The organism is Rhodosalinus sp. 5P4, assembly GCF_041365695.1.
Lineage (GTDB): Bacteria > Pseudomonadota > Alphaproteobacteria > Rhodobacterales > Rhodobacteraceae > Rhodosalinus.
In genome coordinates, this window is sequence record NZ_JBGFSJ010000001.1 from 16,825 (window position 1) to 30,906 (window position 14,082).

The following is a 14,082-nucleotide window of genomic DNA, read 5'->3' on the forward strand; positions in this document are numbered from 1 at the left end:
CGGGCGCATCCGTCATGGACGGCGGGATCGTGGCAATGAGCAATGACGACGCGGCCGGGCTGGAAGACGACGACGGCTTCGTTCCGGCCTTTTTCGACGCGCCGGTCGGCGCCGTGCTGGCCACGATCGCGGCGACGCTGTCGGCGATCGGGACCGCCGCGATCGGCGCGCTGATGCTTCTCATCGTGGCGGACGTGATCGGGCGGAATTTTCTGGACGCGCCCGTCACCGGCGTTTCCGAGATCGCCGCCCGCGCGGTGGTCGCGATCGTGTTCCTTCAGGTGCCTGCGGCGATCCTGCAAAAGCGCCTCACGCGCGCCGATTTCCTGCTGCGCCGGATCGAGCGCGTGTCGCCGCGCGTCCTCTGCCTGCTGGAGACGTTCTTCTGCATCGCCGGGGCCGTGGTCTTCGCGCTCATCCTGTGGCCGTCCTGGCCGAAACTCGTCGAAAGCTGGGCGTCGGCCGAATTCTTCGGCGTCCAGGGCGTCTGGACGATCCCCACCTGGCCGTTCCGCCTGATCACCGTGGTCGGATCGGCCGTGGCGGTGCTCTGCGCGCTTTACCGCGCGAGCGAGGAAATTCGAATGATGCGAAGACCGGCATGACCACGCTCGCCTTCGGTTTCGTCCTGATCGCCGTTCTGGTGGCCCTGGTGCTGATGGGCCTGCAGATCGCCTACGCGCTCTTCGGGGTGGCCTTCGTCGGAATCTGGCTGATCCGCGACAATATCGGGCTGGCGTTCCGCATGCTCGAGCTGACCGCCTATTCCGGGATCGCCGATTACCTCTTCGCCACGATCCCGCTTTTCGTTCTGATGGGCCTGCTCGTCAGCGTCTCGAATGTCGGGCGCGACACGTTCGAGGTGGCGGAGGAATTGCTGCGCCGGATGATCTGCGGGCTCGGGGTCGCGACCGTCGCGGCCAACACCATCTTCGCGGCCGTCACCGGCGTCTCCATCGCGTCCGCGGCGGTCTTCACCCGGGTCGCGGTGCCCGAGATGACGCGCCACGGCTACCGCCCGGCCTTTTCTGCGGGAACGGTCGCGGGCTCGTCCGTGCTGGGCATGCTCATTCCGCCGAGCCTTCTGCTGATCATCTACGGGGTGCTGGCCGAGGTTTCGATCGGCGGCATGTTCATAGCGGGCATCGTGCCGGGCTTCATGCTGGCGGGCGGCTTCGTCGCCATGTTGATCGCCATCACGATCGCCTTTCCGAAATTCGTGCTGATCGATCCCGAGGACACGAAGGCGCGGCGCCTCGACCGGGACCATACCCCGATGCCCGCGGGCGAGATGCTGCGCAAGCTCGTCCCGATCGTCCTGCTCGTGATCCTGGTTCTGGGGGGCCTTTACACGGGCTTCTTCACGCCGACCGAAGCCGGCGGGGTCGGGGCGTTCGGCGCGCTTCTCGTGGCGCTGTCGCGGCGCAGCCTGGATCGGAAACGGCTCTGGAAGGTGATGAAACAGACCGGCGTCATCTCCGTGTCCATCCTGCTTCTCCTGATCGCCGCGTCCTTCTATTCGCGCATGCTGGCCATCGCCGGGCTGCCCAACGCGATCTCGGGGCTCGTGACCGACTCCGGCTTCGGGCCCTTGGAGTTCCTCTTCTTCTACGCGCTCATCATCCTGCTGATGGGGATGATCCTCGACAGCACCTCGATCCTGCTGATCATGGTGCCGATCGCGGCGCCCATCGCCCAGGGCCTTGGGATCGACCTAATGCATTTCGGCATCGTGACCGTCATCGCGGTCGAGATCGGCCTGCTGACGCCACCGTTCGGCATATCCGTCTTCACCGTGCACAACACGCTGAACGATCCGTCCGTGACGGTGGAGCAGGTTTTCGGCGCGACGCTGCCCTTCATCGCGGTGATGCTGATCGTGCTGGTCATCGTGGCGCTGGTGCCGGGAACCGTCACGGTGTTCCTGTAGGCCGCATCGCGCCGGCGCCTGCGCTCCGACCCCCCCCCCCCCCGCGACGCCCCCTCGGCTTGGACCAGAAGACCGGCAAGGCCGCGGGAGGTCGGTCCGATCGGTGGGCGATCATCCCGGCCGCGCGGCCCCGTCAAGACGCCGTGCTTTTCCGTTGCCAATTTGTTATGCATGTGCAGCATTCAGAACCTGCGTGCGTGTGGCGCGGCGGCGGGGCCTGCCGCCAGAAGGGTGAGGCAGAGGTCGACCCATGTCCGGCTCGACAAGATTCCTGATCGCGGCGCTCGTGCTGGCTCTCTCCGGGGCGGCGCTCTGGTACGCGGTCTTGAGGGACGGTGACGACCTGCCGCCCGGCTTCGCGAAGGCCAACGGCCGCATCGAAGCCGGGCGCGTGGACGTCGCGACCAAGTTCGCGGGACGTCTTGCCGAAATCCTCGTGAGCGAGGGCGACCGGGTCGAGGCCGGGCAGATCCTGGCGCGCCTCGACGATGCGCAGATCAGGGCGCAGCTTCGCGAGGCGGAAGCGCAGGTGAGTTCGGCCCGCCAGACGCTGGCGGAGCGCCGCGCGGTCCTCGAGGAACGAAAAAGCGCCCTCGTTTTCGCGGAAAAGGAACTGTTCCGCGCGCGCGAACTGGGCGAACGCGGCTTCGCGCCGGAGGAACGCATCGATCTTCGCCTGTCCCAAAAGGAGTCCGCCGCCGCGGCCGTGACCTCGGCGAAGGCCGGCATCGCGGCCGCCGAAGCCCAGGTCGAGGCGGCGCAGGCCACCGTCGACCGGTTGCGCGCCGATCTCGAGGATTACGCGCTCCACGCGCCGCGGGCCGGGCGCGTGCAATACCGCCTGGCCGAGCCGGGCGAGGTTCTGGGCGCGGGCACGCGGGTGCTGACGCTGATCGACCTGACCGATGTGGTGATGACCGTGTATCTGCCGACAGGTGCCGCGGGCCGCCTGGCCTACGGTGCCGAGGCGCGGCTGGTGCTGGACGCGGCCCCCGAATACGTCATCCCCGCAAGCGTCACTTTCGTCGCGGGCGAGGCGCAGTTCACGCCCAAATACGTCGAGACGGAGGAAGAGCGCGAGACCCTGATGTTCCGCGTCAAGCTCCGCATCCCGCCGGAAATCCTCGCCGACTACCAGGATGTGGTGAAGACCGGGGTGCCGGGCGTGGCGCATGTTCGGGTCGATCCGTCCGCGTCCTGGCCCGAAGAGCTGACCGTCCGCCTGCCCGATGCCCGCTGAGCCGGTCGTCGCGGAACTCACCGGTCTCAGCCATCGCTACGGCGCGATCACGGCGCTGGACGATGTCAGCCTGAGCTTCTCCGAAGGGCGCATGGTCGGGCTGATCGGGCCCGACGGGGTGGGCAAATCGACCCTACTGGGGCTGCTGGCCGGGGTGCGCCGGATCCAGCAGGGCCGCGTCGAGGTGCTGGGCGGCGACATGGCCTGCGCCGCGCATCGCTCGGAGAGTTTCTCGCGCATCGCCTACATGCCGCAGGGGCTGGGACAGAACCTCTATCCCACGCTGTCGGTCCACGAGAATGTCGATTTCTTCGGGCGGCTCTTCGGACAGGGGGCTTGCGAACGAGAGGCGCGCATCGCGGAGCTGCTGGAAAGCACCGGGCTCGCGCCGTTTTCCGGCCGCCCGGCGGGCAAGCTTTCGGGGGGCATGAAGCAGAAGCTCTCGCTGTGCTGCGCGCTGATGCACGCCCCCGACCTGCTCATCCTCGACGAACCCACGACCGGCGTCGATCCGCTGTCGCGCAAGCAGTTCTGGGAACTGATCGACCGGCTGCGCGAGCGTCGTCCGGAGATGACGCTGGTCACGTCGACCGCCTACATGTCAGAGGCGGAACGCTTCGACCGGCTGGTGGCGATGGATGCGGGCCGGGTGCTGGCCACCGGAACGCCGGACGAGTTGCGCGGCGAGGCCGGGGCCGACACGCTGGAAAAGGCGTTCATCGCCTTCCTGCCGCCGGAAAAGCGCGAGGGCCATGGCGAGGTGCACCTGCCGCCGCGCCCCGAAGGCGACCGCCCCGTCGCGATCGAGGCCGAGGGCCTGACCAAGCGGTTCGGTGACTTCACCGCCGTCAACGATGTCAGCTTTCGCATCGAGAAGGGCGAGATCTTCGGCTTTCTGGGCTCGAACGGCTGCGGCAAGACCACGACCATGAAGATGCTCACGGGCCTGCTGGAGCCGACGGAGGGCCACGCGGAACTTTTCGGAAAGCCGGTCGACAGCTCCGACCTCGCGACGCGGCGGCGGGTCGGCTACATGTCGCAATCCTTCTCGCTTTACGCGGAACTCTCGGTGCGGCAGAACCTCGTGCTGCACGCGCAGCTGTTCCAGCTGAGCGCCGCGCGGCAGCGCGAGCGGGTGGCCGAGCTGCTGGAGCGGTTCGACCTCGGGGACGTCGCCGGCAGCCGCCCCGCGAACCTGCCGCTCGGCGTGCGCCAGCGCCTGCAACTCGCCGTCGCCGTGCTGCACGAGCCCGAGATGCTGATCCTGGACGAGCCCACCTCCGGCGTCGATCCGGTGGCGCGGGACCGTTTCTGGGAGTTGCTGATCGCGCTGTCGCGGGACGACGGGGTGACGATCTTCATCTCGACCCATTTCATGAACGAGGCCGAGCGCTGCGACCGGATCTCGCTGATGCATGCGGGAGAGGTTCTGGCGGTCGGCGCGCCCGGCGACCTGCGCGACCGCCGTGACGCCGAGAGCCTGGAAGAGGCGTTCATCGCCTATCTCGAGGAGGCCGCCGACGACGCCACGCCCGAGCAGGCGCCGGATCCGGGTTCGGAGCGGACAGGCGCCGGGCACCGGCGCGGCCTCTTCTCCGCGGCGCGGTCCTGGGCCGTCGCCCGGCGCGAGGCGATGGAGCTCGGGCGCGACCCGATCCGGCTGGCCTTCGCCCTGCTGGGGCCGGTCATCCTCATGATCGCCGTGGGCTTCGGCATCTCCTTCGACGTCGAGGACATCAACTACGCCGTCGTCGACCAGGACCGAAGCGCCGAAAGCCGCATGCTGGGGCGCCAGTTCTCGGGTTCGCGGTATTTCCTCGAGCAGGCCGAACTGGACACGCCCGCCGGGATGGACGCCCTGCTGCGGCGGGGCGAGATCACCATGGCGCTGGTCATCCCGCCCGACTTCGGCCGCGACCTGCTGGGCGGCGACGACCCCGAGGTGGCGCTGTGGCTCGACGGGTCGAACACGGTGCGCGCCGAAAGCGCGCGGCGTTACGCCGAGGCCGCCTTCGCGGGGTTCCTGAGCGAACTTGCGCAGATCGAAACCGGGCGTGTGCCCACGCTTTATCCCGCGACCATCGAGCCGCGCTTTCGCTACAATCAGAGCTTTTCCTCCGATTACGCCATCCCGCCGGGGGTGCTGATGATGATGCTGATCATGATCCCGACGATGATGACGGCGCTGGGCATCGTGCGCGAAAAGGAGCTCGGTTCGATCACCAATCTCTACGCGGCCCCGGTCCGGAAGCTGGAATTCCTGATCGGCAAGCAGGCCCCCTATGTCGCCGTGGCCATGATCAGCTTCGTGATCCTCGTGGGCATGCTTCTTGCGGTGTTCGGATTGCGGATCGAGGGCAGCCTGCCGGCGCTGGTCCTGGGCGCCCTGCTCTACACGGTGGCGGCGACGGCCTTCGGGCTGGTGATCTCGACCTTCGTGCGCAGCCAGATCGCCGCGATCTTCGGCAGCGCGATCATCGTCATCATCCCGACGGTCAATTTCTCGGGGATGCTCTACCCCGTCTCGACGCTGGACCCGCTGACCCGGACGATCGGGCAGTCCTTTCCGCCGTTCTACTTCCAGCGGATCAGCACCGGCGTGTTCAACAAGGGGCTCGGGGCCGGTGATCTCTGGCTCAACCACCTTGCCCTCGCAGGGTTCTGCCTGCTGTTCTGGGCGCTTGCGGCGCTGCTGCTGAAAAAGCAGGAGGCTTGAGGCGATGCGCGCTCTTCGCAACATCTTCCGCCTCGGCCTCAAGGAACTGTGGAGCTTGTTCCGGGACCCGGTCCTGATGGCGCTGGTGGTCTACACCTTCACCGCGGCGGTCTACGCCGTGGCGCACGGCGTGCAGACGGAGGTGCGCAACGCCGCGATCGCCGTGGTCGACGAGGACAGGTCGATCCTGTCGGGCCGTATCCGCGGGGCTTTCCTGCCGCCGCAGTTCCGCGACGCCGACCTCATCGGGATCTCCGAGATGGAGCAGGCGCTCGATACGGGGCGCTACAGCTTCGTGCTGCACGTGCCCGCGCGGTTCGAGGCCGACGTGCTGGCCGGGCGCCAGCCCTCGCTGCAACTGAACGTCGATGCGACCGCGATGACGCTGGCGGGCAACGGCACGGCCTACATCCAGCGGATCGTCCAGGACGAACTGGCCGTCTTCCTGTCGGGCGACGACGCCGGCACCGCCCTTCCGGCGAGCCTCGTGCCGCGGGCGCGGTTCAACCCGAACCTGCAGTCGCAATGGTTCTTCGCGGTGATGCAGGTGATCGGCAACGTCACCATCCTGTCGGTGGTGCTGTCGGGCGCCGCCGTGATCCGGGAGCGCGAGCACGGCACGATCGAGCACCTGATGGTGATGCCGGTCACCGCGCTGGAGATCATGCTGGCCAAGATCTGGGCCAACGGGCTGGTGATCGTCGCCGCGGCGGTGCTTTCGCTTCTTGTCGTGGTCGAGGGGCTGATGGGCATTCCGGTGCCGGGGTCGATCCCCGTCTTCGCCGTCGGCGCCGCCGTCTATCTCTTCGCGGTCACGTCGCTCGGGATCATGCTGGCGACCTTCGCGACCACGATGCCGCAATTCGGGCTGCTCGCGATCCCTGTCTTCGTCGTTCTCTACCTGCTCTCGGGCGGGGTGACGCCGCTGGAGGCGATGCCCGACCTGCTGCGCAACCTGATGCAGCTGTCGCCCGCCACGCATTTCACGAGTTTCGCCGAGGCGGTCCTTTACCGCGATGCCGGACTGCTTCTTGTGTGGAAGGAACTCCTGGCCGTCGCCTGCATCGGCGGCGTTTTCCTCGCCCTCGCCCTCAGCCGGTTTCGCGGGACGATGGCGGCCGCACGCTGAGCGCGCCCCAGGCACGCGCCGGCCGGCGGCGATGTTCCGGTCTCGGCGACCGGCGGCGAAGGCGGGCTTTCACAGTGGGCCGCGATGGGCGGGCGATCCCGCGCCGGGAAGGGCAGGGCGCCTTCAGTGGGTGCTCGACCCGCGCCGGATCTCTCCGTGATCGAGGACCGGGGCGGCGTCGAGGTCGGCGGCGTTCAGCATCGAGGCCACGCGCTCGAGCGAGGCCACGATCATCGCCTGCTCCCAGTCCTCGAGCGCCTCGAAGGCCTTCACGTATTGCTGCTGAAGCGCGTCGGGCGCGCGCCCGATCACGTCGCGCCCGTTTTCCGTCAGTTCCACGTTGGTCTGCCTGCGGTCGGTCTCCGAGCGTTCGCGCCGGACCATGCCCTTGGCGGCGAGGCGGTCGAGCAGGGTCGAGATCGTCGCCTGGCTCACCCCCATCTGCGCCGAGATCTGTTTCGGCGTGACGACTCCGTGGGCCGAGACGATCTGCAGGACCCGGATCTGCACGGGGGTAAGGCCCGCGACGCGGGCAAGCTCCCGGCCGTACAGTTCGGTCGCGCGCAGGATGCGGCGCAAGGCGATCAGGCTCGTGTCTGTGCGGTCCACGTCGGGGCCCATCGGCTGGTGAAATGTCATGACTGTGTCAGCCTCCGTCCGGTCGGACAAGATATCATTAGTTAGTCTAATTAAGGAAAGCGCGGCAGGATTCCAAGGAAAAAGGCGCCGTCGCCATCCGGTAGCGAAGCCATGCAAAGGTATAAATACCAGAAGAACAAGATTTTAGACGTCACATGCCGTGATTTGTTTAGCCTAGTTGATTTTCTTTGCGTGATGCGTATATCTTCCGGCAACGCAGCAAGAGAGGAAGCAGTCCCGTGAACCAGATCCGCTCGATCGACATGCGCCGCCCCGGCGCAATCGCTTTTCGGAAGCCGATGCCGCAGGACGGTGCCGCGGTCTGGCAACTCGTGTCGGCCTGCAAGCCGCTCGACGAGAATTCGATGTACTGCAACCTGATCCAGTGCGACCACTTCCGCGACACCTGCGTGGTGGCAGAGCGCGACGGCGCGCTTCTGGGCTGGATCTCCGCCTACGTGCTGCCCAACGACCCCGAGACGCTCTTCGTCTGGCAGGTGGCCGTTTCCGAAGCGGCGCGCGGCGAGGGCCTCGCCGGACGCATGCTGACGCATCTGCTCTCGCGCGAAGAGGCGCGGGACGTGACGCGCATCCAGACGACGATCACCCGCGACAACGACGCGAGCTGGGCGCTATTCAAGCGTTTCGCAAGCAAGCACGGTGCAGAGCTCGACGCGCAGGCGCACTACGCGCAAGACACCCACTTCCAGGGCGCCCACGCCACCGAACACATGGTGACGATCAAGCTGCCCGCGGCGATGGGCCGCGCGGCCTGACGGCCGTCCCCAACACCCGCACATTCCAGAATTTCAAAGCGAGGATATCCTCATGACCGCTGACATGTCAGCCGACAAAGCCATTTTCCACCGACGCGAGTCGCAGGTGCGCAGCTATTGCCGCAGCTTCGACACGGTGTTCGCCTCCGCGAAGGGGGCGATCCTGATCGACACCGAGGGCCGGGACTACATCGACTTCCTGGCCGGGTGCTCGTCGCTCAACTACGGTCACAACGATCCGGACATGAAGGCCGCGCTGGTCGATCACGTCACCTCGGACGGCATCGCCCACGGGCTCGACATGTATTCGCGCGAGAAGGCGGCCTTCCTCGAGGCGTTCGAACGCATCGTGCTCGCCCCGCGCGGCATGGACCACAAGGTGATGATGACCGGGCCCACCGGCACCAACGCCGTCGAGGCCGCGATCAAGCTCGCCCGCAAGGTGACGGGCCGGACCGAGGTTGTTGCCTTCACCAACGGGTTCCACGGCATGACGCTGGGCGCGCTCGCGCTGACCGGCAACCGCGGCAAGCGCGCGGGTGCGGGCCAGCCGCTCGGCAACGTGACCCATCTGCCCTATGACGGCGCTCTGGGCGAGGATGTCGATACGCTTCCCATGATCGAGGCGATGATCGAGAACTCGTCGAGCGGGGCCGACCTGCCCGCCGCCTTCGTGGTGGAGCCGGTGCAGGGCGAGGGCGGTCTGAACGCCGCCTCGGCCGCGTGGCTCAAGGGGCTCGAGACGCTGGCGCGCAAGCACGGCATCCTGCTTATCGTCGACGACATCCAGTCGGGCATCGGCCGCGCCGGAGGCTTCTTCGCCACCGACGGCATGGACATCGAGCCGGACATGATCACGCTCGCGAAGTCGCTGTCGGGTTTCGGGCTGCCTTTCGCGCTCACCCTCGTCAGGCCCGAGCACGACATCTGGAAGCCGGCCGAGCACAACGGCACCTTCCGCGGCAACACCCATGCCTTCGTCACCGCCCGCGTGGCGCTGGAGAAGTTCTGGGCCGACGACGCCTTCGAGACCGAGGTTGCCCGCAAGGGCGCGCATCTGGAAAAGCGTCTGACCGAGATGGCCGCGATGATCCCGGGCGCCCGGCTGAAGGGGCGCGGCATGATGCGCGGCATCGACGTGGGCTCGGGCGAGCTGGCCGGCGAGATCTGCGCCCGCGCCTTCCGCGACGGTCTGGTGATCGAGACCTCGGGGGCCGACGACGAGGTGGTGAAGGTGCTGGCGCCGCTCACCATCGAGGACGCGGTGTTCGACCGCGGCCTCGACATCCTGGAGGCCGCGATCCGCGAGGAAACGGCGAAACCCATGGCGGCGGAGTAACACAATGATCGTTCGTGATTTCGAAGACCTGAAGACCGGCGACAGGACCGTGAGCGACGCGCAATGGACGAGCGTGCGCATGCTTCTGGCCGATGACGGGATGGGATTTTCCTTCCACATCACCTTCCTCGACGCCGGCAGCGAGCACACGTTCGAATACAAGCACCATTTCGAAAGCGTCTATTGCATGTCGGGCACCGGCGCGATCACCGATCTGGCCACCGGCGAGACCCACGCGATCAAGCCGGGCGTGATGTACGCGCTCGACAAGCACGACCGCCACACCGTGCGCGCCGATCCCGAGGCGGAACTCGTGATGGCCTGCGTCTTCAACCCGCCGGTCACGGGCAAGGAGGTGCACCGCGAGGACGGCTCCTACGCCCCGGCGGAAGAACAGGCCTGACCCTGCGCAAGGCCGCCGCGAACCGGCGGCAGGCAAACCTGAAATGATCCGCGACCGCGCGCGCCTCGCGCCCGGTCGCGGTTTCGAAAAGGCAAGAACCATGACCGAGCGCCACGCCCACACCGTCGAGAAGATCGGCGGCACCTCCATGAGCCGCTCTCGCGAGCTTCTGGAGCCGCTTTTCCTCCACGGCGGTGCAGACCCCTACAACCGCGTTTTCGTCGTCTCCGCCTATGGCGGCATCACGGATCTGCTGCTCGAGCACAAGAAGAGCGGCGAGCCGGGCGTCTATGCCCTTTTCGCCAACGCCGAGAACGATCACGGCTGGTCGGATGCCCTCAACCGCGTGGCCGAGGCGATGAAGGTCGCGCACCGCGAGGTGCTGGAAGCCCCCGGCGACATCCAGGAGGCCGACGATTTCGTGCGCGAGCGCATCGAGGGCGCGCGCTCCTGCCTGATCGACCTTCAGCGACTCTGTTCCTACGGGCATTTCCGTCTGGACCAGCACATGGGGCTGATCCGCGAGCTGCTTTCGGGGCTGGGCGAGGCGCATTCGGCGCAGGCGACCGCGCTTCTGCTGCGCCGCGCGGGCGTCAACGCGCGGTTCGTGGACCTCTCCGGCTGGCGCGACGAGGCCGAGGTCTCGCTCGAAGAGCGGATCGCGCGGGGGTTCGAGGATATCGACCTCGCGACGGAACTTCCCGTCGTGACGGGCTACGCGCAGTGTTCCGAAGGGCTGATGAAGCATTACGACCGCGGCTATTCCGAGGTCACCTTCTCGCGCATCGCCGCGGCCACCGGTGCGGCAGAGGCGATCATCCACAAGGAATTCCACCTCTCTTCCGCCGATCCGCGGCTCGTGGGGCTGGAGAACGTGCGCAAGCTCGGCCGCACCAATTACGACGTGGCCGACCAGCTTTCCAACATGGGGATGGAGGCGATCCACCCGTCGGCGGCCAAGACCCTGCGCCAGGCGGGTATCCCGCTGCGCGTGACCAACGCCTTCGACCCGGCCGATCCCGGCACGCTGATCGACGAGGCGCCGGCCGAGGCGCCGGCGGTGGAGATCGTGACCTCGCTGCCGGTGATCGCGCTCGAACTCTTCGAACCCGACATGGTGGGCGTGAAAGGCTACGACGCGTCCATCCTCGAGGCGCTCACACGGCACAAGGTGCGGATCGTGGCGAAGTCGTCGAACGCCAACGCGATCACGCATTACGTGGACGCCTCTCTGAAATCCGTGCGCCGCGTGGAAGCCGACCTCGTGCGGGTCCACCCCTCGGCCGAGGTCACCACCCGCGCGCTCGCGGTGGTCTCCGCCATCGGGCGCGATATCTCCGGCCTCCGGGCGCTCGGCCGCGGGCTGGTCGCGCTCGACCGGGCCGGTCTGGCGCCCGTCGCGGTCAGCCAGGGGCCGCGCAACGTCGATATCCAGTTCGTCATGGCGCGCGAGGACGCCGACACGGCGGTGAAGGCGCTGCACCGCGCGCTCGTCGAGGAGGCCGACGCGCAGGCCCCGGAGGCGCCCGAAGAGTCGGAGATCGGCGCCGCCGCCGCGCCCAAGCTCGTGGCCTGAGCGCAATTCACAAGTTGTTGAGGGCCCTTAAACGTCCGCCGGCGCGGCCTAAGTGACACATCAAGGCGTCGGTACGGAACACCGGCGTCTTACTTCACTGTCCCTCGTTCCGACACTGGCGCCCGGAATTTTCTCCGGGCGCTTTTTTGTGCGCCCCTGTGGCGCTACGCTCCGAGCATGAGTGAAACCCATCCCGACTCGGTCCTCCGAGAGATCCTGACCCGCACCCGCGTCATCGCGCTGGTGGGGATCTCGACGAACCCGGTGCGCCCGAGCGCCTATGTCGCGCGCTACCTCGCGCTCAAGGGCTTTCGCGTGATCCCCGTCAACCCTGGCCACGCCGGCAAGACGCTTCACGGCGAGACGGTGCGCGCCTCTCTCACGGAGGTCGCCGAGGCGGGCATCGAGGCCGACATGGTCGATATCTTCCGCCGCTCCGAGGCGGTGCCGCCCATCGTCGAGGAGGCGCTGGCGGTGCTGCCCGCGCTCCGGACGATCTGGATGCAGATCGGCGTCTCGCATCCGGAGGCCGCGGCCATGGCCCGGGCGCAGGGCGTCGACGTTGTAATGAACCGCTGCCCCAAGATCGAGTATCAGCGCCTCTTCGGCGAGCTTCGCATGGGCGGCTTCGCCACCGGCGTCATCTCCTCGAAGCTCTGAGCCGCGCGGGGCTACCCTTCGCGCCCCGCCTTTTCCTCGAGCCCCGATCGGCCCTGGCGCCGCTCGAGCTCGGCCAGCACCTCGGCGAGCGTCACGTCGCGGGCGCGCAGCATGACGATCAGGTGGAAGAGCACGTCCGCCGCCTCGGCGGTCAGCCTCTCGCGGTCGCCGCGCACCGCCTCGATCACGGCCTCCACCGCCTCCTCGCCGAACTTCTCGGCGCATTTCTCGGGCCCGGCGGCGAGAAGCCGCGCGGTCCAGCTTTCCTCCGGATCGCCGCCCATGCGGGAGGCCACCAGCGCGTCGAGCGCCTCGAGAATGTTCATGCGGCCCTCATGGGGATGCCGGCCGCGGCCATGTGCGCCTTGGCCTCGGCGATTGAATGGGTGCCGAAATGGAAGATCGACGCGGCGAGCACCGCGCTCGCGCCGCCCTCTCTCACGCCGGCCACGAGGTGGTCGAGCGTGCCCACGCCGCCGCTCGCGATCACGGGCACGTCCACCGCCGCCACCACGGCGCGGGTGAGCGCGAGGTCGAAGCCGTCGCGGGTGCCGTCCCGGTCCATCGAGGTGAGCAGGATTTCCCCCGCGCCCTCCGATTCCACCCGCCGGGCGAAGGCGAGCGCATCCACCCCGGTCGCGCGGCGCCCGCCATGGGTGAAGATCTCCCACCGGCCCGGCGCGACCTGCTTGGCGTCGATGGCCACCACGATGCACTGGCTGCCGAAGCGGTCGGCGCAGCGGCGCACCACCGTGGGGTCGGCCACCGCGGCGGAGTTGAGGCTCACCTTGTCGGCGCCGGCGAGCAGCAGCGCGCGCACGTCCTCGGGCCCTTTCACGCCGCCGCCCACGGTGAGCGGGATGAAGCACTGCTCGGCGGTGCGGCGCACCACGTCGAACATGGTGGCGCGATTCTCGTGGGTGGCGTGGATGTCGAGAAAGCAGATCTCGTCCGCGCCCGCGGCGTCGTAGGCCCGCGCCGCCTCCACCGGGTCGCCCGCGTCCACCAGGTCGACGAAGTTGACGCCCTTCACCACGCGGCCGTCGGCCACGTCGAGGCAGGGGATGAGGCGGGTCTTGAGCATGACCCGGGTGATACGCCCGCCACCCCGCCACGGCAAGGGCGGCACTCACCTCTGCGTGAGCAACGAATTCGTGACTGGCCGCGCCGGGCGGGGTGCCGGACTGTCGCTGCGCAGAACGCGGGAAAGGAGATCCCCATGCCGGTTCGCACTTCCCTCGCCGCGCTCGCATTGTCGCTGGCCCCGCTGCCATCGCTGGCGCAGGACATCGCGCGCGTTTCCGCCGACAAGAGCGTGGCGGCCACGGCCGACGCCTTCGTCGCCGCGGTCGAGGACGCGGGCGTGACCGTGTTCGCGCGGGTCGATCACGGCGCGGGCGCCCGAAGCGTCGGATCGGATGTGGGCGCCTCGCAACTCGTCGTCTTCGGCAGCCCCAAGGTCGGCACTCCGGCGATCGAGGCCGACCGGCTGGCGGGGCTTGCCCTGCCGCTCAAGGTGCTGGTCTACGAGGATCGCGACGGCCGGGTCTGGCTGGCCTATGAGCCGCCGGCCTCGGCGCTCGGCCGCTTCGACGGGATCGACCCCGATGCCCCGGTGATCGGGGCGATGGCCGCCGCTCTCGAAAGGTTCACGAAGGCCGCGGCCGAATAGCC

14 protein-coding genes are annotated in these 14,082 nt (G+C 68.1%); 11 read left to right on the top strand and 3 right to left on the bottom strand.

All coding sequences use genetic code 11. The features are described 5' to 3' along the window. Positions 1-35: 35 nt before the first annotated feature. From AB6A69_RS00085 to AB6A69_RS00105, 5 genes are all read left to right on the top strand, one after another. Positions 36-605: a TRAP transporter small permease subunit gene (locus AB6A69_RS00085; RefSeq protein ID WP_371059169.1), complete on the top strand. Its 570-nt coding sequence runs from the start codon at positions 36-38 to the stop codon at positions 603-605. Then, entirely contained in the window at positions 602-1,930 is a 1,329-nt protein-coding gene (locus AB6A69_RS00090) for a TRAP transporter large permease (protein WP_371054672.1), read from the top strand. Before AB6A69_RS00085 ends, AB6A69_RS00090 begins: the two co-directional genes overlap by 4 nt. A gap of 250 nt (positions 1,931-2,180) precedes the next feature. Further along, on the top strand, positions 2,181-3,170 hold the full coding sequence (locus AB6A69_RS00095; protein ID WP_371059170.1) for an HlyD family secretion protein: 990 nt from the start codon (positions 2,181-2,183) through the stop codon (positions 3,168-3,170). Next, positions 3,160-5,886 carry a ribosome-associated ATPase/putative transporter RbbA gene (gene rbbA / locus AB6A69_RS00100; RefSeq protein WP_371059171.1) on the top strand — a complete coding sequence of 909 codons (2,727 nt, stop codon included), beginning with the start codon at positions 3,160-3,162 and terminating at the stop codon, positions 5,884-5,886. The genes AB6A69_RS00095 and rbbA overlap by 11 nt, the downstream gene beginning before the upstream one ends. A gap of 4 nt (positions 5,887-5,890) precedes the next feature. Beyond that, positions 5,891-7,015, top strand: coding sequence for an ABC transporter permease (locus AB6A69_RS00105; RefSeq protein WP_371059172.1), 1,125 nt, complete (start codon positions 5,891-5,893; stop codon positions 7,013-7,015). Between the two features lie 123 nt (positions 7,016-7,138). Here the strand turns inward: AB6A69_RS00105 and AB6A69_RS00110 are convergent, their stop codons facing one another. Further along, positions 7,139-7,654: a MarR family winged helix-turn-helix transcriptional regulator gene (locus AB6A69_RS00110; RefSeq protein ID WP_371036765.1), complete on the bottom strand. Its 516-nt coding sequence runs from the start codon at positions 7,652-7,654 to the stop codon at positions 7,139-7,141. 263 nt (positions 7,655-7,917) lie between these two features. On the opposite strand from AB6A69_RS00110, the gene ectA reads away from it, so the two are divergent. From ectA to AB6A69_RS00135, 5 genes are all read left to right on the top strand, one after another. Beyond that, positions 7,918-8,430, top strand: coding sequence for a diaminobutyrate acetyltransferase (gene ectA, locus AB6A69_RS00115; protein WP_371059608.1), 513 nt, complete (start codon positions 7,918-7,920; stop codon positions 8,428-8,430). Between the two features lie 64 nt (positions 8,431-8,494). After that, positions 8,495-9,769 carry a diaminobutyrate--2-oxoglutarate transaminase gene (gene ectB, locus AB6A69_RS00120; RefSeq protein WP_371059173.1) on the top strand — a complete coding sequence of 425 codons (1,275 nt, stop codon included), beginning with the start codon at positions 8,495-8,497 and terminating at the stop codon, positions 9,767-9,769. A 4-nt stretch (positions 9,770-9,773) separates the two neighbouring features. Continuing rightward, on the top strand, positions 9,774-10,172 hold the full coding sequence (locus tag AB6A69_RS00125; RefSeq protein WP_371036763.1) for an ectoine synthase: 399 nt from the start codon (positions 9,774-9,776) through the stop codon (positions 10,170-10,172). Positions 10,173-10,272: 100 nt separating this feature from the next. Beyond that, on the top strand, positions 10,273-11,748 hold the full coding sequence (locus AB6A69_RS00130) for an aspartate kinase (protein WP_371059174.1): 1,476 nt from the start codon (positions 10,273-10,275) through the stop codon (positions 11,746-11,748). A 177-nt stretch (positions 11,749-11,925) separates the two neighbouring features. Continuing rightward, positions 11,926-12,408 carry a CoA-binding protein gene (locus AB6A69_RS00135; RefSeq protein WP_371059175.1) on the top strand — a complete coding sequence of 161 codons (483 nt, stop codon included), beginning with the start codon at positions 11,926-11,928 and terminating at the stop codon, positions 12,406-12,408. An 11-nt stretch (positions 12,409-12,419) separates the two neighbouring features. On the opposite strand, the gene AB6A69_RS00140 is transcribed toward AB6A69_RS00135, so the two are convergent. Together AB6A69_RS00140 and hisF are read right to left on the bottom strand one after the other, a co-directional pair. Further along, on the bottom strand, positions 12,420-12,734 hold the full coding sequence (locus AB6A69_RS00140; RefSeq protein ID WP_371036760.1) for a phosphoribosyl-ATP diphosphatase: 315 nt from the start codon (positions 12,732-12,734) through the stop codon (positions 12,420-12,422). Next, positions 12,731-13,492: an imidazole glycerol phosphate synthase subunit HisF gene (gene hisF / locus AB6A69_RS00145; protein ID WP_371059176.1), complete on the bottom strand. Its 762-nt coding sequence runs from the start codon at positions 13,490-13,492 to the stop codon at positions 12,731-12,733. The genes AB6A69_RS00140 and hisF overlap by 4 nt, the downstream gene beginning before the upstream one ends. A gap of 135 nt (positions 13,493-13,627) precedes the next feature. Here hisF and AB6A69_RS00150 point away from each other — a divergent pair, with 135 nt between their 5' ends. Then, positions 13,628-14,080: a DUF302 domain-containing protein gene (locus AB6A69_RS00150; RefSeq protein ID WP_371059177.1), complete on the top strand. Its 453-nt coding sequence runs from the start codon at positions 13,628-13,630 to the stop codon at positions 14,078-14,080. The last annotated feature ends 2 nt before the right edge of the window (positions 14,081-14,082 follow it).